This window comes from Gemmata sp. SH-PL17, assembly GCF_001610855.1.
Taxonomy (GTDB): Bacteria; Planctomycetota; Planctomycetia; order Gemmatales; family Gemmataceae; genus Gemmata; species Gemmata massiliana.
On sequence record NZ_CP011271.1, the window covers coordinates 708,762 to 727,697 of the forward strand.

The following is an 18,936-nucleotide window of genomic DNA, read 5'->3' on the forward strand; positions in this document are numbered from 1 at the left end:
TCCGCGGAGTGGTAGCCTGATCAATCCGGGAGCCCGGGGGAGTCATCGAACAAGCAATCGGCGAGTGGAGCCTCGTCCGGATCATCACCACCATCACCATCATCATCGGGTTCGTCGTACTCGGGTGGCGATGGTGGTGATGGTGACGATGGGGCGCGTGGGGCACGGAACTCGCCCATCGGGTACACGGCCCACCGGACCCCGTGCCCCGTGTGCGCGGCCCGGTCCAGGAACAGGTTCTCGAAGTTGCGCCGCGCGAACGACCGGAGCGCGTACCCCAAGGGCCGCGCGTCCAACCGCCCGGCCAGATCCTCGACCTCGGCCCGCAGCTCGGGATCGGCCTTCGCAGCCTCTACGATTTCTGCGGTGGTCAGTCCCCGGCGCTCCGGGTCACGCCGGAGCAGGCACCGCAACAGCGCGCCCATCGCCAGCGCGTTCCGGTCCGCGGCCGTCTGGAGCGCGATCCGCGTCAGGGCCGGGTCCGGTAATCCGGCCCACACGACCGCACCGCGCACCACCTCGGACCACGACTCGTAACTGCCCCACGGCGGTAACCCGTCTGCCGGGCGCCCCGCGACGACCCACCCGCGCAGGATCGTCAGCGCCGCGGACAAGAGTGCGTCCCGGTTCCGGCGCAGGTGCTCGCGCAGGCGCGGGTACTTGAACCCGCCCCGGTCCTCGGGGCGCTCGTCGGTCGACTCCATGCGGATGTGGCACGTGCGCCGGCTCGTGTCGGCGCGCAACTCGCAGTTGTTCCCGGTCCCGTACCAGACCACGTTGAGCGGCCCGTCGTACACCCGATTCCCGCCCAATAACCGGTCCTTCCACCGGTCCGCGGTGAGCGCCGCATCGAGCTGGTCGTTCCCGATCGGGCCGGCCAGGTTGTCGAGGAGAACCATGCGCTCGCCTTCGGCCGCAACGCTCGTGATGCGCTTGCGCAGCTCCTCCCGGTCCGGGGTGTAGGTCATCGCCGAGAACCGGCGCCCCAAGACCGGGAGCGCGATCGTGTCCGCCAGCAACCCCTTACCCACCCCGCGCACGTTCCCGTCAATGAGGAAGAACGGGGCCGGGCCGTCGAACGCGAACCACGTGAGCGGGGTGAGCAGGCCCGCGAGCCACGCCCCACGGTGCTCGGGGCGCTCGAACGGGAAGTCGCACACGGTGTCCGTGAGCCGCGCGACCGCGGCCTCCGCGTCGGCACGGGTCGGAACGTCGGGTACCGTTAATGTCATGCGGTCGGGCAGGCACACCAGCACCCCGATCGAGCGGTGGTACCCGCTCGCGGCCAGGAGCGTTCCGTCGGGGAGCAGGACCGGGTGCGTGACCACCGCGTCGAGGCGCGGCACCCCGGGCCACGACCCGCGCGCGTGAACCGCCTGGACCGCCCACGCGGGCGGGTGCGTCGGGGTGTATTCCGTACCGCCCTCCTTGTCCGGCACCACCTTGACCCAGTTCGCGACCCGGGTGAACTGCTCGCGCAGCAGGGCCGGTCCCAGCTCGCGGATTACGGTCGCGTCCGCTGGAACCCGAACCGCGGCCCCGGACGGGGTCGGTTCGTCGAGGCGCAACACGCGCACCAATTGCCCGCCGCGCTGGTAGATCCCGTCGGCACCTGCCAGTGCGTCCGCGGCCGCGTCATTGACCACGTGTTCTTCGGTCGTGACGACGATTTCCGGGCGCTCGCGCCGCGGGGGCGGTTCCGCGGCTCGCCCAAGTTCCGCAACCAGTTCGTGCCCGGCAACGTCCCACGTGGCGCCCGCGCGCGTGCGAGCCGCGAGCCACTGGCGCACGTCCTTGGCGCCCGTCGGGGTCATCGCAACCAGCGCCGGGCGCCCGAGTGCGGCCCCGAGCGCCGCGGCCGTGCGCTCGGCCCCTTCCCGCCCGGGCCAGGGGCCTCCTTCCTTCTGATCGTTCTCGCCGATCACGTATATCAGGCGCTCGGGTGACACGTTGCCGAGTAGCGCGACCAGATGAGCGACGCCGCCCGTATTCGAGGGACGCCCGAGTGCCGGTAACACGGCCGCAGTCAGCGCCAGCGTATCGGACACTCCCTCGACCAGGAGTACCGGCCCGGTACGCTCGCGCCATCCGTCGGGGATCGTCAGCCCGCGCTTCCCGCCCGCGATCATCTTCTTGGTGTCGGGGCCGTCCGGGTTCGGCTCGCGCGTGGACAGTCCGATCACGCGCCCGTCGCTTGAGCACTCCGGGAACGTGTACGTGCGCCCGCTCATCGACCGGCCGCACACGCCGAGCAGCGGGAGCGCGCCGAACACCTCGGGCGGCAGTTCGAGGCGTGTGCTCAGTTCCGCGCGTGCGTCGGCGTCGAACCGCGCGGCGTAGTCGCGGGCAATCACACCCCAATCACGAGATGTATTGGGTTTGTTGGGTTTGCTTGGCCGGTTCGGGGTTGACGCATCGTAGCGGCGGTAGATGTGGAACTGCGCGTCGCCCGGGGACGGCCCTCGGTGGTCGAATCCCGTTACCGGGCCGTCGCGCCGCCCGCACAGGATCAGTCCCTCGTCGCCCACGGAGCACTTATGGTCGCCCGCGCACACCGGGCACGGGCTCTCGGGTGTGACCGCGGTCAGTTTCTCTCGTCGCATGTGACTCATCGTCCCTGAATCCGTAATGAACGGCGCGTCGTTGCGCCGGTGCGTAGAGCACCAGGCCTCGGTAGTTGTGGCGACCCGGCGGATATGTTTTGATTGGTTGGGCGCAGTCATCTGAGCGGATCAGTGGTGTGCCCGGCGCTCAGCACCCGTCGCAGGCGAGGCGCTGGACCTCGGTATCGGGGATCAGCCGGCGGCGCCCGAGGCGCACAGACCGGACTTTGTTGGCGTCGAGGAGGCGGTGTAAGTGACGCGCGGAGATCTGGAGGTAGGCCGCGGCCTCGTCGAGCGGCCAGGGCGAACCGTGTGGGCGCGGGGGGCGCCCGACGAAGTCGGAGGGGGCGGGGGCGGGTTCACAACGGGCTCCTGTGTCGGGGGCCGGGGTCGTGTGCCCCCGGTACACAGGTATTCGACCGAACCGTGTCTCACAAACAGGCAGGAAACTGAGCGCACGGTTCGTGGAACGGAGCGCTCAGTTTCGCGCACCGTTTACTCAGGGGCCGGCGCCCTCGGCAATGGCTCGGCCCGTGGGAGTGAGCCACGCGCCGCCCCCGCGCCCTTCCGCCGTATCGATACACTCCCAGCCACGTAGCTCGGACACCGGGTGCTTGAACGAAGTCTCCTTTGCGCTCGGACCGTCGACCGCGCGGGCCAGATCGCGGGTGCTCACACACGAACTGCGGTCGAACGCCTCTGCACGGAGCAGTTCGGCGAGGAGGGCCCGGTGCCGTTCGGTCAGCCGGGTGGGGTCGAACAGGTCGCGGTGCAATTTGATGTGCGGCCCCGGAGACGATGGGAGGCGGTCCGGCCGGATCAGTGCGGGGCTCGTGCGTGAGATCGTATCGACAGGAACACGTGGATCGGCTCCTTGATCTGGTTCCCCCTCGCCGCTCACGAACTGCTCGGCCCGGACCCGATCGAACAACCGGGAGATGGCCTCCACACTCGCCGTCACCGCCCGTAATACCGCCGCGTGGTCACCGCGCTCCCAGGCCAGTTCTTGTGTTCTGGGCTCGAGTAGGTCAGGGATCTCGCCCAGGTTCCGCCGGGCCGCGTTCCACAGGCGCGGGCGCGGGGCGAACGCGTCCCCGAACCGCCGCGACAGGTAGTACGAGAGATCGAACCGTCGCTCCGGCGGGATGCCGTGACCCGGGACGTTCTGCACCCGGGCGCGCTGGGCCAGAACGTCGAACCCGAACACCGCGTCGCGCATGCGCCAGTGTACCCACACCGCACGGGGCCGGTTGGTTGTGTAATCGGCAAACGTGCCGAGCACCTCGCGCTCGAGGTCGGGGAGCCGGGCCGCGAACTCGCCGGGTGATATTCCGGCGACCTCGGCCTCAGTGAGTGCGGTGAACGTTGGCCGAATACCGGTGAGCATGTGCTGCACAACGATTGCAGCCACCGGCGGTGTCGGCGCGTGCTCGTCGACCCGCGGACCTGCCACATAATGCACGACGTGCAGGTCGTCGGTCACGGGTGGCAGTAATTGGAAAACGGGCGGGGGAACGTCCGTGATCCCCGGGTTCGCAACTTGGGCGGACACGGGGGAACCTCCGTAATTGCGCCGGGGCGCCTCTTCACGCCGTCTGGTGGGCTCGAACCCGACAACAAAAGTTAACTGACATTATGTATATTTGCAAGTGTGCTCGTGACAAAACCTGACGTGGTGCGTCATTTTGTGTCTACTCGGGACATCCGACGCTAGGTGAATGAAATTTGTATTGTGCCCGCTGCTGAATGATCGTGGAATGTCAGTAGTTTTTTTCGTGGCGTGATTAAGGTCGCGCCCCGAGTCCGCCCGGCGATTCCTGTGCGCGGACGATAATTCCGACGTTGCTGACTCGGCCGTCGAATTGTTCCGCGTCGTCGGGCTCGGGGCTCGCGCGTGTTACTCCGGCAAGGCCGCTCTCGTCGCGGCGACCGAGTTCCGGCCCATACTCTGCCTGCTCGACTTGACTATGCCCGAAATGGACGGAGACGAACTGGCCGTGCGGCTGCGAACCCAAACGGGTGCCCTGCCCCTGATGCAGGTGGCCGTTACCGCGTTGGATAACGACGTGAGTCAGGAGCGGATCAAGGCAGCCGGGTTCGACCGGTACTTAGTCAAGCCAGTCGAACCGGTCAAATTGCTCGCACTGGTTGATCGTGTGTAATCGATCTTGTGGGCGTTCCACTTGCCGCGGGCATTTGATCGGTCATGATGAGTGCAGCGTATTGTCGCAAAGGCTACTCGTATCGCAGGCGCGTCGTGCCTCCCACCAATGACGTCTTACCGGTGGCGCTACTCGACCGCTTAAACGCTCTTCGCTATTCGAGGGAGGCATGCCTCAGAGACGCGCGGCGGGCCATTGAGGAAAGCGACCTACTGCTCCGCCAATCACGCGGAGTAATTGCCGAAGGCCGACTCGTGCGGGACGCGGATCGGTTCGAGGCCGCGATGGCTTGGTCGGAGGGGCCGGTCCAAGAGAAGCGCCCGCCGACCCGTTCGTACTCGCTCCTCCCGTCTGCACCGGTCACGCGCACACTTTCGCGGCTCCCGTCCGGCCCGTTCGAGCGCCGGTGCCATTGTGGTAAAGTGGCGGTGTTCGTACTGGTGACGCTGACCGAGATGCGGGGGGTGTATGCGGGCACCGGGAAGTTTAGCCGCAACACCGTGTACCGATGCCCCAAATGCACCGAGAAGGCGGCAGCCAAATTCGGCCTTCAGATCCCCATGCAGAGACACCGTCCACACGCACGTGATCGTTGTTGCGGATCTCGTGCAATAAACGCAATGGCCAGATTTGTTTCACGCCGAAGAAATGCCGGGACGCGCCCGCTGTTCCCCTAGAGTCTGATGAGCGCTGCCCTTAGCGCCCTGTATCGAACTGGATACCGGCACGTTTCTCGCGGACCTCCGCTCGCGAGCGGGGGCCTCTGCCATTCCAACATTGCCAAGCCATCCGAAACGCGCCGCGCGCGACCAGACACTCCGATCAGCCCAAAGGGTCATCGCGGACAACAAACTGGTGCGCGCCGAGCCGATCGTGCCACAGTTCTCGACCACCCACACGTTCTGGTTGTGGACGACGACACGGACACGCCGGGAGTTGCGTCGAACTGATATCGCTCTCTGTGGCTACCGTGCGAAAGGTGTCACCGCGGGACCGGCCGCGCTCCGCGAGATCGCTGGCGACTTGCCCGATGTGATCTTCACGGGTCTGCTCGTGCACGGTTTGGATGGGTTCGAGATCACGCGGGTTGCGCGGCGGTTGCGCGGGCACCTGCACGCATTCATAGCCCTGACCGGCGCTCATGAGGCCGGGCTGCGGTTGGCCGATGATTTCGGGTTCGACGCGATCGTGAGACCGCCCGCCGCTACGGACACGCTCGTAGCACTGCTCCGGCAATTTCAGTACACCTTGACGTGAGTCACCAGGATCTCCGCCCGCGTGCCAAGTGCGCAACAATAGATCAGGGGAGCGGGATTTTCCTGACAGTGCCCCGCACATTTCTTGCTATGGGCTTGTCTCTTGGAGCCGCCCGTTTTTATCCGGGACGGGCGTTTGGCCGGCGGGAGCGTTTCCCGCCGGCTCTTCGCGTTAGTGGGGCCTTAAGTCAGAAGAGATCGCACGCGAGTTCCTCGCGGCTCTAGTGGCAGTTGGTGGTTGGCCGGGAGAGGGTACGGGTTGCTGTCACGCAACGTCCTCCCAGTGGCGCGACTATCGCCGCAAACACGTCCGCCGAGAGGCACAATCATTTGGCATTTGGATTGCACGTTTGGGCGGATCAAGGTGCATGAAATATGCCGATTCGGTCCTTGGTCGTGTGAGTGTAAATAGTATGAGCGATGCCGGAGAGCCGAAGTTTCGTGCGGGCGATTACGTAATCCGGGTCGGGAACCCGGCGATTATTGAGCGCGGCCTTGTGCGCGACCCGGTTCCCATTTCGACGGGGCTGTTGAACCACTGGTGGGTGTACTGGGAGGTGAGCGAGTTAAAGATGGAACACGAGGACGATCTCGTTCCGGATCCTGACCCACAGGGAGATTGAATTGGGAGGCATTGCGCTTCCAGTCTTTTCGTAAGGGGCAAGTTTGAGTCCGGCAGAGTCGAGTGGGCGAGCGATGGCTGAGGCGGAATGACTTGTAGGCAGCCGAGTGCGACCTAATATGCGCGTTTCTCGGCAACAAAGGTGCTAGCCCGAGAAAATTGCGCATGTGCGCGCGGCCGACAGCGTGGAACGTCCCGACCTTCGCGACTGTTCGCGAAGCGTTACTGACCACGGAACGATACATCGCGGTAAGAACAGCGTGAGCTCATCACACACGTCGGTTGCCTTCGTGTGTCCGGCGAGTGGTTACGGGTGAGTTGTGGTTCCCTCGTTCGGCTCGGTGAGCCACCCGCGCCGGAGCGCGTAACGCACGATCCCCACGCGGCTCTCAATCTGTAGTTTCTCCATCGAGCGCGCCTTGTACGTTTCGACCGTCTTGACCGAGAGCTTCAGTTGCGCTGCGATCTCCTTGTTACTGTACCCGAGCGCGATCAACCGGACGACCTCTTCCTCGCGCTGGCTGAGGTCCGCGGGGACCGGGTCGGACGCGGGGCGAACGAAGTCATCCACGACGCTCCCTGCGAGCGACGGGTCCAGGTACGTCCCTCCTTCGGCAACGGCACGAATCGCACTAACAAGGTCGACTGACGCCGCGCGCTTCAGAACGTACCCGACCGCGCCGGCTTCGAGGAGGCGGCGCAGGTACTCCTTGTCCTCGTGAACCGTCAGAACGAGAACCTTTTGGCCCGGGCGCGCGGCGCGCAGGCGCTCGGTCACTTGGGCGCCGTTCAACCCGGGCATCGACACGTCGGTTACAACGACATCGGGAGCGAGTTCAATTGCACGCCCCACGGCTTCTGCGCCGTCGGCGACTTCACCGATGACCTCCATATCGGGTTGTGAATTGATGAGCGATCTGAGGCCCTCGCGAACAACGGCGTGGTCGTCGGCCAGGAATACGCGGATTCGATTCATAACGACACCCGGAATGGTTGCGGTATCGAAGGGAATCAGCAGCCGGATTCGGAATGGGCGTCCCGGTCACGCGAGGTGCTGAAAGGCATTTGTCGGCGCGCCGTCGGTAGGGCGAGCAGTAAAGCTGGGGGACTAAACGCAGCAGTGGCGCCCCTGCCAACCGTCCGGGGGATCTTCGGACGGGTGATCGAGCTCTGCCGCGGGGATCGGCGGCGTGAGGAGGCGCCGGATTCGTTCGAGCACACCAACGAGTATCGCCGGTTCGACCGGCTTCACCAGATGCAAATCGAACCCCGCGCCCTCCGACCGGCGCAGATCGTCCTCGCTGCTACACCCGGTCACGGCGATAATAATCGGCTGCCGCTTGCCCGCACAGTTCTTACGAATGGCGCGCGCCACGTCGCACCCGTTCTGACCCGGCATCCGGATATCAAGGAGCACAACGTCCGGGCGCTCGGTCTCGGCACAGGTTAGTGCTTCTTCGCCGTTCCGGGCCGTGCGCACTGTGTGTCCCTGAAGGCTGAGGAGATCGGCTTGGCTCTCGACCGTATCTATGTCGTCGTCGACGACTAGTACCAGGAGCGGGTACTGCGTGAATGGGTGACTTGACATGTGTGATCCAAGTTGCCGTGCGAGAGGGGGCAATTTGAGAACTCAAGTCATATTGGCCTGCTTGCAATCGCTTGTCTGTCGGGAAGGGACTAAAGTGCGTCGGGAAAATCCTGACAATCTCCAACCTGAGCTGTGGTCGGAGTTTCGAGCGCTAGGGCTGTAGAGGAAGGCGGGCAATGACAGTCGTACCGCGACCGGGAGTCGTTTCGATTTCTAATGTTCCTCCAACGAGCGCGACGCGCTCGCGCATCCCGAGTATTCCGAGCTGGACGTGACCCGTAGGCGCTTCCCCCGGGAGTAACATTTTGGCTACGCCTTCCATGTCAAAACCGGTACCGTCGTCTTCAACAACCGCGACCGCGTTCTCGGCGGTTGAACCAATCATCACCGCGACTCGGCCCGCGCCGGCGTGCTTGGCGACGTTCGTGAGCCCCTCCTGTACGACCCGAAAGAGGACGGTTTCGATCTCAGGAGGAAAGCGCCGACCGTGCGGCCCGATGATCTGAAAATCGGTCGGCACCTTGGCCCGCTTGGACCAGTTCACGACGAACTGACGGGTAGCCGCTTCGAGCCCCAAATCGTCCAGAGCGGCCGGCCGGAGAGCCGTCGCCAAATCGTGGACCTGTCGTGCCAGTTCGTCGATCAGGTGCTGCACGTGGTCCAAACGAGCGTGGGCTTCCTGGGTGAGTGGCCCGGCGTCCCGGACCGCGCGCAAGCCCAGCGACAGTGCGGTGAGCATCTGACCGGTGCCGTCATGGAGGTCGCGGGCCACGCGCTGGCGCTCGTCTTCTTGCGCCGTGGTCAGCCGGCGCTGGAGCTCGGCCCGGGTCGCTTCGGACCGGCGCCACTCCGTCACGTCTCGAATGATCCAGTGAATCATTGCCGGGGTTCGGGAACCGGGCCGGCGCTCACCGGCTCGTGCCACCGCGTGGACGTCGCGTGGACCGTCACCCCGGCGCACCACCCGCGACTCGAACGCATCATTCGGCGCGCCCTGGTCGAGGCGCCAGATACACTCGTAAAAACGTGACCGCGAGCCTTCGGCTGCGAACAGGGGCAGCGGCTTGCCGATCAGGAACTCTTTCCGGTGATCGATGAGCGCGACCGCGGCGTGGTTCGCTTCCAGAATAAGCCCCACTGGGTTCGTCACCAGTTGGCAATCCGGAGCGAACTCAAAAGCTTCTTGGAAACGCACGCTCTGAGCTAACAAGTCCGCTGACGGTTCGTCCGGCCCCGCCGTTTCGTGCGCCGTGAGTGGTTCTGCGCCTCGACCCACTATTCCGTCTCCCAATGCGGAATTTATGGTGCCCGATCGTCAACGTCGGGAGGGGAAACACCGTTACTCCCGCTCGCGTGGAGAACGTGCTCCACAATCAGATTCGCGTACCGAGCCGTTTGCGAAGCCTGTTCCTCGAACCGCTTGGCACCGTCTTCGTTCCCCCGCTCGCGCTCGCGGGTCGCCAGTTGTTGGGTAAGCACGGTCTTCTCCCGGAAAGTCCGCACCGCGGTCCAGAGCGCGGCTTCCAGGGCGTCCGTCTGTTCCGTGAGGAGTACCTCGGCGTCATACGAGTGACCCACGTGGCAGCGGAACTGGATCAGGCGCGGTTCGTCCGTTTGCCACAGCGCCCCGCCACACTCGGGGCACGTAAACATGGACACCTGTCCGCGGCGCTCGCCGTGGGCTTGCGACCGCATCGTTTGCTCGACGATTTCGGACGAGCGCTCGATCGGGTCGTTCGATTGCGCACTCATGGTACCCGCTCCCGGTTGTACCCGCATAGGTCCACGCACGAGATCAATCAGCAGTTCGGGCATATCCACTAGAGGAACGACGTGATCGGCCCCGGCAATCTGGCTGGCGCTTTGCGGCATGGCCGCGACGAGGGCGTCCCGCGGGTCTTGCACCACGGCGATTCCGCCCGCGCCGCGCACCGCCAGGGTGCCCGCTGTCCCGTCGGACAGGGAACCCGTGAGGATGACGCTGATGACCCGCGTGCCGTAGTGCCGGGCGGCCGAACGGAACAGCGGGTCGATTGCCGGCCGGTGGCTGTTCTCGCGCGGGCCGTGCATCAATTTCATCTGTGCCCCCGGTTCCAGGACCAGGTGGTGGTCCGGGGGCGCGACGAAGATGTGACCGGGGAAGAATTCGCCTGTTTCGGCGTGGGTAGCTAAGAGCGATCCGGACCGGCTCAGGATCTCGGGCAGGGAACTGCGCCCGCCGGAAGGGATGTGGCACACGATGAACAGGCTCGCAGGGAACCCCGCGGGGAGTCCGCGCACGAGATGAACCAACGCATCGGTTCCGCCGGCCGAAGTACCAACAACGATAATATCGCGAACCGTCATCGCCTTTCCGCCCGTCAACGGCGTACTCGTGATCGAAACCACGTCGATAGAAAGTAGCAAAAAACCTGCCGAAATTGTCTAACACAAGATATCGGTGCGGCTTACAAAAACGCGGGCGAGGGACTCTCCCGACTTGCCTCTTCGGTCCGAGTACCAATTCTGAAAGGGCTACTTGTCCACCCGGATTTCTTCCCCGACATTTCCCCCGATGGATCACGCCGCACTTACGCGCGAAGCGTGCGAGTTACTTCGCACTGCGACGACATTGCGCCAGGAGGGGCACTGGTCCGAATCTGTGGACGCCCTCGGGCGAGCGACCGCACTCATCCGACAAATGACCGACGCGATGGACGCGCGCCGGCGCGAGATTACCGAGCGCGTCGAGATGTGTGGTGTCCCGCGCCCGGTCGTCCTAGTCGTGGACGATGAGGGGGGCGTACTGCGTTTCCTCACTCGCGTGCTCGTACACGCCGGGTTCGATGTGCTTTCCGCGACTTCCGGTCCCGAAGCCGTTACGCGGTACCGGGCCTGGACCAACATTGGACTCGTTTTGATCGATGTCCAGATGCCGGACTTGTGGGACGGTCCGCGAACCTTTGCGGAATTGAAGCGAATCGCCCCTCACGTAAGGGCCGTGTTTATGTCCGGTTCCGGGGACCGGTACTCGGCACGGGATTTACGCGAACTCGGCGCCGTCCGAGTGATCCCGAAACCGTTCCCCGACCCTGAAGAACTCGTGTCCGCGTTGCGAACTCTACTGAGATAGTTTTGGGCATACGCGCACTCATTCAGGAGCCGGGTGCTTCCTTGGGTACGATCTGGCGGCGGATGGCATCGACGTCCACGAGCACGATCGACGCGCCATCAATCTTGCTGTCCAGCGTGACATACGGCCGGATGCGGAGCGAGAACCAGTGCCCGCTCCCGTCCTGGACTTCACCCTCGAACGGAGTGAGGGAATCGATCACGCGGGCGATCATCCCCGGGAAGTCGTCGAGCCGCAGGTTCGGTTTCATGTCGCTGATCGGGCGCCCGACGTCGGTCGCGATCAGGTTGAATGCCTTCTCCGCAAGGGGAGTGAATCGCCGGATGCGCAGGTCGCGCCCGACCATGACGATCGGCAACCCAACCCCGCTCAGCAGGTTCACGAGGTCGTTGTTTACCCGGGCCAGTTCGGAATTGCGGTGCCGCAATTCTTCGTTCACCGTCGAGAGCTCCTCGTTGGCCGATTGTGCTTCCTCCTTGGCGGTTTGAAGCTCCTCGTTGGTGCTCTGTAGCTCCTCATTGGCCGACAGGATCTCCTCGTTGGCGCTCTTCAGTTCTTCGTTGGTGCTCTCCTGTTCTTCGATGACCGACTGGAGGTACTCGCGAAGGGCACCGATCTCCTGTTGGAGTTGGGCCACTTTGAGATCGTTTTGGGTCGGCTGAGCTTCGGCGGGTGGGGACGGTACCCGATCGGCTTGGGGTGCGTCCTGGAACAGGATCAGGAAGAACCGCACGCCGGACGGCGGAACTTTAAACGGTACAACCTCAACGCGGACCGTGCGTGCGGTCGTGCCCTCGGTCAGTTGGATGCCCTCGCGGGTGACAACCGCATTCTCCGCTTTGGCCTGATTGGTAGCGGCCCGGACTTCGGCCAGAAGCCCTTCTCGCAGCATGCGGAACAGGTCCAGCGTTGCCATTCCCGGCGCCGGTTCCAGGTACGACGCGGTGCGCCCGCGGAACTGGAGCACCGTCATCGTTTCGTCCACGACGACGCCGACCGGGGCGTACCGGGCCAGAAGTACCCGGTCGGCTTCCTTCTGCACGTCCAGTGCGGTCCACAACGGCTGCCCCTCCTCGCGCCCGACCGGGCGCGGGCGCCCCTCGGCGGACACGCTCGCGTTAAAGTCCAGCGGCATACTCGCGGCCGAGCTGCGGGCGAACAATCGGTGCTTGGCGTCCACGACCTCGAACAGATCGGCCGCGCCGCCGACGTTTTCCGACGAACCCAAGAACAAGATCCCGTAGGGGTTCAGCGCGTAGTGCAGGAGCGGCATTACCCGCTTCTGGAGGGCCGCGTCCATGTAGATCAGCACGTTCCGGCAGCTCACGAGGTCGATCCGGCTGAACGGCGGATCGGTCGCCATGTTGTGCCGGGAGAACACGCACAACTCGCGCACCGCCTTGCTGATCTGATAGTGTCCTTCGGTGCGAACGAAGAACCGGCGGAGGCGCTCCGGCGAGACGTCGATCTCAATGTTGTCCAGATACAGCCCCGCGCGGGCCTTCTCCAGCGCCACCTCGTTCAAATCCGTGGCCAGAATCTTCGCGCTGGTGACCTCCGCGCGGCCGTCGAGGTATTCCAGGAGGCACATGGCCAACGAATACGCTTCTTCCCCCGTCGCGCACCCGGCGACCCAGATGCGCACCGGGCTGCCGGCTGGCCGGTTCTTCAGTAGCGCGGGGAACACCCTCTCCTTGATCGCCTCGAACGCCTCCGGGTCGCGGAAGAACTGCGTGACGCGGATCAGGAAGTCCTGGTACAGGTTCTGGACCTCGGTCGCGTCGGTGCGGAGCAGAGCCAGGTACTCGGTCGGTAACTGGAAGTTGCGGAGCGCCATCCGGCGCATGATGCGCCGGCGGATGGTCGTCTGCTTGTAGTGCGTGAAGTCTACCCCGGTCCGGTTGCGCAGCAGATCGATGATGTCGGCGACCGGGTCGCGCGCGGGAACCGCGGGGGCGTCGGGTGGTGTGTCTTCGGTCTGGGCGTAGGGGTGTCGGGCGATGCGTTCCAGTTCGCGTGCGATGTCGCGTGGGCGCAGGATGTGATCGACGTTGCCATCGAGCGCGGCGGCCCGGGGCATGCTCGGGTGCTTGGCCGACTGCTCTTCCTGGGCGAACGTTACCCCGCCCGCCGCCTTGATCGCCTGCAACGCGATCACCCCGTCGCTCCCGTTCCCGGACAGAACGATCGCGGCCGAGCGGCTCTTTTGGATGGCCGCGAGCGACCGGAACAGTTGATCGATGGGCATGTGCTGAACGTTGCGCGGCGGCCTCGCGGTGAGCGTCAGGTGCCCATCGACGAGGGTCATTGTGGTGCCCGGCGGGATCACATAAACGCTGTTGACCTCGACCTTCATTCCCTCGGCCGCTTCCTGCACCGGCATCCGGCTGACGCGCGAAAGGATCTCGACCAAATGGCTCTTTTGCCCCGGATCGAGGTGACTGACCAGTAACAGTGACAAGTTCGGGCTGGCCGGAAGTGCTTCGAGTAACTCGGTATACGCTTCCAACCCGCCGGCCGAAGCGCCAACACCGGCGACGAGGAACGGATTACCAGGCTGATCGTCCGGTGTGGGAAGCTCGGTAGCGGACATGAACGGGCTCCGATGGGGCACGGGCGCCTATAGCGCCTTGTACTTTTTTTACGGCCCGGAATCTGGAATCAAGCCGTTACTTCAGACCACGACGAGGTATCTCGTCGAGGCGCGTGATTTGGCGACCGCGAGTACGAATCTGCGGGCGCGTGATTTGCTGCGCCATGCTTGTGGCTGTCATCGCACGATATCGGTCGCAAGCGCGGCCACTCACTGGGAGGACGAGCAATGGGGAAGTGTGAAGTGTGCGGCAACGAGTACGATAAAGCCTTCACCGTTACCGAAACCACGGGCGAATCGCACACATTCGACTCGTTCGAGTGTGCGATTCACGCGCTGGCTCCGGAGTGCGCACATTGCGGCTGCCGGGTCGTTGGCCACGGCGTCGAACACGATGGAATCGTTTACTGCTGCGCGAATTGCGCCAAGCACGTCGGGGCCACCGCTCTGCGCGACCGGGTGTGATACCGGGTCCAAGTAGCAGTTTCGGTGAACCACCGCCCGTGTTGGCTCCCAGGTTGCACACCGATTGAGTGGGGCGGTTCGCGTTTCTCACGCGGGCGCGGCTCCGCAGCGGGTGAGAAGGACAATGACATGAAAAAGAGCAATATGAGCAGTGCGGAAATGGTCACCGTGGCCGGGGTGTTCCCCGACTACACGGAAGCTCGCCGGGCGATTGAGGCGCTGCGGGGAGCGGGGTACCAGAATGAACAGATCGGCGTGTTCGGGCCGGACGACCGGCTGGGGTTCTCGGGCGACCCGACCAACACGCAATGGGAAGAGGGCGCCGGGATCGGGGCCGCGGTCGGTGGGATCGCCGGGCTGGGTTTCGGAACGGCCGTCGCCGCGGGGCTGATGTCTCCGCTCGGGCCGGTACTCGCGGGTGGAGCAATCGTGGCATTACTCGCTAGCGCCGGGGCCGGTGCGAGTATCGGCACAATCGTCGGCGCGCTGGTGGGAGCGGGGATTCCCGAAGACGAAGCTCAGTGGCACGCATCCGAACTGGAAACCGGGCGCGTGGTCGTGACGGTTCGCACGATGAACGCCGCTCACGTTCGGAACCTGCTCGACGAGCACGGCGCGATCAACCGCCCATCGGCCGAAACCTCGATTCCCGGCAACGCACTGCCGGCTACCCCGTACTGAGGCAATCGTCCTCGGCGGCTTGGGAAGAAAGATGTATCGCCCAGTTCACCGTACTCACTTTCCCGATGGGACCGGGGCGCGGGAGTTGCACACGGACCACAGCCCACCAACGCGAGGTCCGTTCGTTATGGCCGCTTCCGCCGATCACACGCGCCGCACCTTTATGGCCGCTTCCGCCGGACTCGTGGGAACGGGACTCCTCGCGGGCGCAGAGGAGCCGCCCCTCGCTCCGCCGGACAAGCAACCGCCCGATCTGAAGCTGCCCGAGCTGGCCGAGAAAACGGTCGGGTTCGCGATCGTGGGATTGGGCCAACTAGCCCTGGAAGAGATCATGCCCGCGTTCGCGCAGTGCAAGCTCGCGCGCCCTACCGCGCTCGTGAGCGGGCACCCGGACAAGGCGAAGCGGGTCGCGGCGGCCTACGGCATCGACCCGAAGCACATCTACGACTACGAGAGCTACGACCGGCTCCGCGACGACCCCGCCGTGGGTGCCATATACATCGTGCTGCCCAACAGCATGCACGCCGAGTACACGGTCCGCGGGCTCAAGGCGGGCAAGCACGTGCTGTGCGAAAAACCGATGGCACCGACCTCGACCGACTGTAAGGCGATGATCGCCGCGGCCAAGGACGCGAAGCGGAAGCTGATGATCGCGTACCGGCTCCACTACGAGCCGTTCAACCGGGCCGCAATGAAGCTGTGTGCCGACAATGCCATCGGCGCCGTGCGTACCATTCTCGCGACCAACTGCCAGGTGACGAAGGCACCGAACATCCGGCTCAGCAAGGCGCTCGGGGGCGGACCGGTCGGGGATGTGGGCATCTACTGCCTGAACGCGGCCCGGTACATCACGCGCGAGGAACCGACCGAGGTCACCGCGTTCGCCGACGAGCCGAAGGACGATCCGCGTTTCCGCGAAGTACCTCGAAGCGTCGCGTTCGAGCTGCGCTTCCCGTCCGGCGCGCTGGCCCACTGCGACTGCGGGTTCGATGCGGCCGAGAGCCGGTGGTTCCGAGTAAACGGGAGCACCGGGTTCATCGAACTGGACAACGCATTCGGGTACCGCGGGCAAAAGCTCGCTGTGGCGCGATCGTCGGGTCGGGAAGAGATCAAAGTACAGCCGGTGAACCACTTCGCGGCCGAGATGGACCACTTCGCCGAGTGCGTTCTCCAGAACAAGGAACCGGTTACGCCGGGCGAAGAAGGGCTTGCGGACGTGCTGGCAATCGAAGCAATTCACGAGTCCGCAGCGAACGGGCGTGCGGTCAAAGTCAAACGCTGAGGGCGCCGATGAGATCCGTTCGTGGGGTACTGCTGGACATCGACGGCACGCTCGTCGAGAGCAACGACGCACACGCGCACGCCTGGGTGAAGGCTCTGAGTGAGAGTGGACGGGTAGTTGCATTTGAAACGGTCCGCCCGCTGATCGGGATGGGCGGAGACAAGTTGCTCCCGAAGGTGTGCGGGTTAGACGCCGAGTCCCGAGAGGGGAAGACGATCGGCGACAGGCGTGCCGCGATCTTCTTGAGCGAGTACCTTCCCAAACTTCGCGCGTGTCACGGTGCGGAGGAACTGCTCCGTCAACTCAAAGCGCGCGGGCTGAAACTGGGTGTGGCGAGTTCGGCCAAGAAAGACGAACTCGACCCGCTCCTCAAGGTGTGCGGCGCGGACCGGGTGATCGAAACTGCCACGTCCTCGGACGACGCGGAGCGGTCCAAGCCGGACCCAGACATTGTCCATGCGGCTCTCGGTGAAATCGGGCTCGCACCGGACGAAGTCGCTCTCCTCGGGGACACGCCCTACGACGTCGAAGCCGCACGCAAGGCCGGGGTGCGGGTAATCGCGCTCCGGTGCGGTGGGTGGAGCGACATCGATCTCAGAGCCGATGCGGTGTTCGACGACCCGGCCGATCTAACCCGTCACCTCAACCAGTCGCCGCTCGCGTCGTGAGGTAGAAAGTAGCTCCGGTCCGGTGCTTCCCGAAGTTATCACCCGACACGCAGCACCTTCTCAGATGTAAGCGGAAAGCGAGGTCAACAATGATGTATCCCGTAACCCCGGACGGGCGGTACTTCGTCGTCCGCGGGCGCCTCTGGCGGATGACCAACCCGGCGCTCGCGGCAGACGAGCGCGAGCGCCTGATGGGGGAACTGGGGCGAGCCCGCGCCGCACTACGCCGATCCGCCCACGCGCCAGAAGCAGAACGACGTCGGGCGCGGCGCCAAGTTCAGAGCGCGAAAGTGGGGCTCGGTGAACGCGGGCCGGTCTGGTGGACGGACGGCGCCTCCGACTACAACCGGCACATGGCGGTCAACACACCGTACCGAGAGTGGTACCAGGGGTTAAAACTCGCCGTGTGAACGCGACGCGTCCCGCTCCAAACGAACATGGAGCGGGGCGCGATTCCGACGCATCTCGGAGGCAGTTACGATTACTTCCGGGTTACCTTCGGCCGGGAACGCCCGCCTCGCGCAGTCTTACTTACAGGTTCGTGCTCTTCGCCGTCACTTTGTTCGGCTTCGACGTTAATGACGGACTCGGCGAGTTCGGTGAGTTTCTTGTCCGCCTCGCCTTCTTCATCAAGCGTTTTCTGGAGTAGTGCCGCCGCGTCCGCGTACCCGAGAAGGTTTGCGAACGCGCGGACGCACCCGTAACCGGCCATCTCGTAGTGCTCGACCCGCTGGGCCGCGGCGATCAGGGCCGCATCGATGACCTCGTCCTCGCCGTCCTCTTCCATCACCTCTTTACCCTCTGCAATCAGGCCCTCCATTGCTTTACACTTCTTTCCCTTCGGGCTGACCCCGAGGCCGTTAAAGATCCGGTCCAGGCGCTCGATCTGTCCGCGCGTCACCTCCAGGTGCGCGGCGAACGCGGCGCGCAGTTCTGGTGCGGTCGCGGCTTTGGCCATCCGCGGGAGGGCTTTAATGAGCTGGTTCTCCGCGTTGTATAGATCCTTGAGTTCGTTCACGTACAGGTCGTGGAGCGAATCGAGAGGCATATGTAACTCCGATAACGGGCGAAATCGACCGGCGTGTCGTTCAGCATTTCGTGGACCGATCACGGTTCCTTCGCGAGAGCGACGAAGTCGATCTCGTCGACCTTTGGCGTTTCGGCCTTCAGTACCCGGCGCATCAGAGCGAGGACCGCGTCCCGGTCAGCGGAATCGTTCGATGCCACCCCGTCGCTCGGGATCACGATGCGGAAGTCGCGCATGTAGGCATCGTTGGCCGTGAACAGGACGCAGATGTCCGCCGCGAACCCGCCCAGCACCACGGTCCGAACGCCCAAGTACCGCAAGAGCGTGTTCATCGTGGTCGAGAAGAACGCCGAGTGTTTGGGCTTCAGCACGAAGTAATCGTCGCGCTCGGGCCGGAGGCGCTCAACAAGTGCGGCGCCTTTGCACCCCGGTTCCCGACAACACTCAACCACGGTCGAGAGGTCCGAGCGCCAGCGCCCGAAATTGTCGTTCGCGTACACCACCGGCACTCCGGCCCGCTTCGCGCGCTGTTTCAGTTCAGCCAGTCGGTCCGCAGCAGGAATCGCGAACCGGAGCAACTGATCGGCTTCCGGGAAATCAAGCGGGTTGATGACGTCGACCAGAACCAGGGCTACCGGACTACGGTCCGGCGCGCTCCCGTGTAAGTTCTCGCTCATACCGGGCATGACTCGCTCCTCGGGCAACTGCTCCCAGCGCAGCAAAGCTGCGTACCCGCTCGACAGCAGCAAGTGGTGACCTTTCGCAGTTGTTTCGGGATTCAGGGCGATCTCGATGCTCCCCTGCCACGCCCCATCCATACGGACGAACGCCACCAGGTTGGCACCTTCGTCTACCACTGCGACGTTCATCGGAACGC

The 18,936-nt window shown here is 64.5% G+C and carries 19 protein-coding genes; 9 read left to right on the forward strand and 10 right to left on the reverse strand.

All coding sequences use genetic code 11. The annotated features are described in order from the left end of the window. Positions 1-20: 20 nt before the first annotated feature. From VT84_RS02825 to VT84_RS02835, 3 genes are all read right to left on the reverse strand, one after another. A complete protein-coding gene (locus VT84_RS02825) occupies positions 21-2,603 on the reverse strand; it encodes a hypothetical protein (protein WP_157469121.1) in 2,583 nt (860 codons plus the stop codon). A 148-nt stretch (positions 2,604-2,751) separates the two neighbouring features. Then, positions 2,752-3,012 carry an excisionase family DNA-binding protein gene (locus VT84_RS02830; protein WP_082838419.1) on the reverse strand — a complete coding sequence of 87 codons (261 nt, stop codon included), beginning with the start codon at positions 3,010-3,012 and terminating at the stop codon, positions 2,752-2,754. 90 nt (positions 3,013-3,102) lie between these two features. Continuing rightward, positions 3,103-4,155, reverse strand: coding sequence for a hypothetical protein (locus tag VT84_RS02835; protein ID WP_082838420.1), 1,053 nt, complete (start codon positions 4,153-4,155; stop codon positions 3,103-3,105). Between the two features lie 265 nt (positions 4,156-4,420). On the opposite strand from VT84_RS02835, the gene VT84_RS02840 reads away from it, so the two are divergent. From VT84_RS02840 to VT84_RS02850, 3 genes are all read left to right on the forward strand, one after another. Beyond that, positions 4,421-4,765 (forward strand): response regulator, encoded by a 345-nt coding sequence (locus VT84_RS02840; protein WP_082838421.1) that lies wholly within the window; start codon positions 4,421-4,423, stop codon positions 4,763-4,765. Positions 4,766-5,638: 873 nt separating this feature from the next. Further along, entirely contained in the window at positions 5,639-6,022 is a 384-nt protein-coding gene (locus VT84_RS02845) for a hypothetical protein (RefSeq protein ID WP_157469123.1), read from the forward strand. A 412-nt stretch (positions 6,023-6,434) separates the two neighbouring features. After that, a complete protein-coding gene (locus VT84_RS02850) occupies positions 6,435-6,644 on the forward strand; it encodes a hypothetical protein (RefSeq protein ID WP_082838423.1) in 210 nt (69 codons plus the stop codon). A 306-nt stretch (positions 6,645-6,950) separates the two neighbouring features. Here the strand turns inward: VT84_RS02850 and VT84_RS02855 are convergent, their stop codons facing one another. The 4 genes from VT84_RS02855 to VT84_RS02870 form a co-directional block, all read right to left on the reverse strand. After that, positions 6,951-7,619: a response regulator gene (locus tag VT84_RS02855; protein WP_082838424.1), complete on the reverse strand. Its 669-nt coding sequence runs from the start codon at positions 7,617-7,619 to the stop codon at positions 6,951-6,953. 132 nt (positions 7,620-7,751) lie between these two features. Continuing rightward, positions 7,752-8,231: a response regulator gene (locus VT84_RS02860; protein ID WP_082838425.1), complete on the reverse strand. Its 480-nt coding sequence runs from the start codon at positions 8,229-8,231 to the stop codon at positions 7,752-7,754. Between the two features lie 151 nt (positions 8,232-8,382). Beyond that, positions 8,383-9,507, reverse strand: coding sequence for a PAS domain-containing sensor histidine kinase (locus VT84_RS02865; protein ID WP_162271568.1), 1,125 nt, complete (start codon positions 9,505-9,507; stop codon positions 8,383-8,385). A gap of 23 nt (positions 9,508-9,530) precedes the next feature. Then, the gene (locus VT84_RS02870; protein ID WP_082838427.1) at positions 9,531-10,577 is read right to left on the reverse strand and encodes a chemotaxis protein CheB; all 1,047 of its coding nucleotides are present in this window, start codon (positions 10,575-10,577) and stop codon (positions 9,531-9,533) included. 208 nt (positions 10,578-10,785) lie between these two features. Between VT84_RS02870 and VT84_RS02875 the strand changes: the two genes are divergently transcribed. Beyond that, positions 10,786-11,343: a response regulator gene (locus VT84_RS02875; RefSeq protein ID WP_082838428.1), complete on the forward strand. Its 558-nt coding sequence runs from the start codon at positions 10,786-10,788 to the stop codon at positions 11,341-11,343. A gap of 22 nt (positions 11,344-11,365) precedes the next feature. Here the strand turns inward: VT84_RS02875 and VT84_RS02880 are convergent, their stop codons facing one another. After that, positions 11,366-13,936, reverse strand: coding sequence for a CheR family methyltransferase (locus VT84_RS02880; protein ID WP_082838429.1), 2,571 nt, complete (start codon positions 13,934-13,936; stop codon positions 11,366-11,368). A gap of 228 nt (positions 13,937-14,164) precedes the next feature. Between VT84_RS02880 and VT84_RS02885 the strand changes: the two genes are divergently transcribed. From VT84_RS02885 to VT84_RS02905, 5 genes are all read left to right on the forward strand, one after another. After that, positions 14,165-14,401, forward strand: a complete 237-nt coding sequence (locus tag VT84_RS02885; RefSeq protein WP_082838430.1) for a hypothetical protein — start codon at positions 14,165-14,167, stop codon at positions 14,399-14,401. 129 nt (positions 14,402-14,530) lie between these two features. Further along, entirely contained in the window at positions 14,531-15,082 is a 552-nt protein-coding gene (locus VT84_RS02890) for a general stress protein (protein ID WP_082838431.1), read from the forward strand. A 127-nt stretch (positions 15,083-15,209) separates the two neighbouring features. Then, the gene (locus VT84_RS02895) at positions 15,210-16,364 is read left to right on the forward strand and encodes a Gfo/Idh/MocA family protein (protein ID WP_082838432.1); all 1,155 of its coding nucleotides are present in this window, start codon (positions 15,210-15,212) and stop codon (positions 16,362-16,364) included. Positions 16,365-16,372: 8 nt separating this feature from the next. Further along, entirely contained in the window at positions 16,373-17,032 is a 660-nt protein-coding gene (locus VT84_RS02900; RefSeq protein ID WP_082838433.1) for an HAD family hydrolase, read from the forward strand. An 89-nt stretch (positions 17,033-17,121) separates the two neighbouring features. Then, complete coding sequence (locus VT84_RS02905; protein WP_082838434.1) at positions 17,122-17,442, forward strand: hypothetical protein; 321 nt, start codon at positions 17,122-17,124, stop codon at positions 17,440-17,442. A 71-nt stretch (positions 17,443-17,513) separates the two neighbouring features. Here VT84_RS02905 and VT84_RS02910 read toward each other — a convergent pair whose 3' ends face one another. Both VT84_RS02910 and VT84_RS02915 read right to left on the reverse strand, forming a co-directional pair. Then, entirely contained in the window at positions 17,514-18,080 is a 567-nt protein-coding gene (locus tag VT84_RS02910; protein ID WP_082838435.1) for a ferritin-like domain-containing protein, read from the reverse strand. Between the two features lie 59 nt (positions 18,081-18,139). Further along, on the reverse strand, positions 18,140-18,928 hold the full coding sequence (locus VT84_RS02915) for an isochorismatase family protein (protein WP_082838436.1): 789 nt from the start codon (positions 18,926-18,928) through the stop codon (positions 18,140-18,142). Positions 18,929-18,936 lie beyond the last annotated feature (8 nt).

Coding starts and splice junctions, on each gene's coding strand:
- VT84_RS02825 (WP_157469121.1), bottom strand. CDS start 2,603: ATGCGACGAGAGAAACTGACCGCGGTCACACCCGAGAGCCCGTGCCCG.
- VT84_RS02850 (WP_082838423.1), top strand. CDS start 6,435: ATGAGCGATGCCGGAGAGCCGAAGTTTCGTGCGGGCGATTACGTAATC.
- VT84_RS02855 (WP_082838424.1), bottom strand. CDS start 7,619: ATGAATCGAATCCGCGTATTCCTGGCCGACGACCACGCCGTTGTTCGC.
- VT84_RS02860 (WP_082838425.1), bottom strand. CDS start 8,231: ATGTCAAGTCACCCATTCACGCAGTACCCGCTCCTGGTACTAGTCGTC.
- VT84_RS02870 (WP_082838427.1), bottom strand. CDS start 10,577: ATGACGGTTCGCGATATTATCGTTGTTGGTACTTCGGCCGGCGGAACC.
- VT84_RS02875 (WP_082838428.1), top strand. CDS start 10,786: ATGGATCACGCCGCACTTACGCGCGAAGCGTGCGAGTTACTTCGCACT.
- VT84_RS02880 (WP_082838429.1), bottom strand. CDS start 13,936: ATGTCCGCTACCGAGCTTCCCACACCGGACGATCAGCCTGGTAATCCG.
- VT84_RS02885 (WP_082838430.1), top strand. CDS start 14,165: ATGGGGAAGTGTGAAGTGTGCGGCAACGAGTACGATAAAGCCTTCACC.
- VT84_RS02890 (WP_082838431.1), top strand. CDS start 14,531: ATGAAAAAGAGCAATATGAGCAGTGCGGAAATGGTCACCGTGGCCGGG.
- VT84_RS02895 (WP_082838432.1), top strand. CDS start 15,210: ATGGCCGCTTCCGCCGATCACACGCGCCGCACCTTTATGGCCGCTTCC.
- VT84_RS02900 (WP_082838433.1), top strand. CDS start 16,373: ATGAGATCCGTTCGTGGGGTACTGCTGGACATCGACGGCACGCTCGTC.
- VT84_RS02905 (WP_082838434.1), top strand. CDS start 17,122: ATGATGTATCCCGTAACCCCGGACGGGCGGTACTTCGTCGTCCGCGGG.
- VT84_RS02910 (WP_082838435.1), bottom strand. CDS start 18,080: ATGCCTCTCGATTCGCTCCACGACCTGTACGTGAACGAACTCAAGGAT.
- VT84_RS02915 (WP_082838436.1), bottom strand. CDS start 18,928: ATGAACGTCGCAGTGGTAGACGAAGGTGCCAACCTGGTGGCGTTCGTC.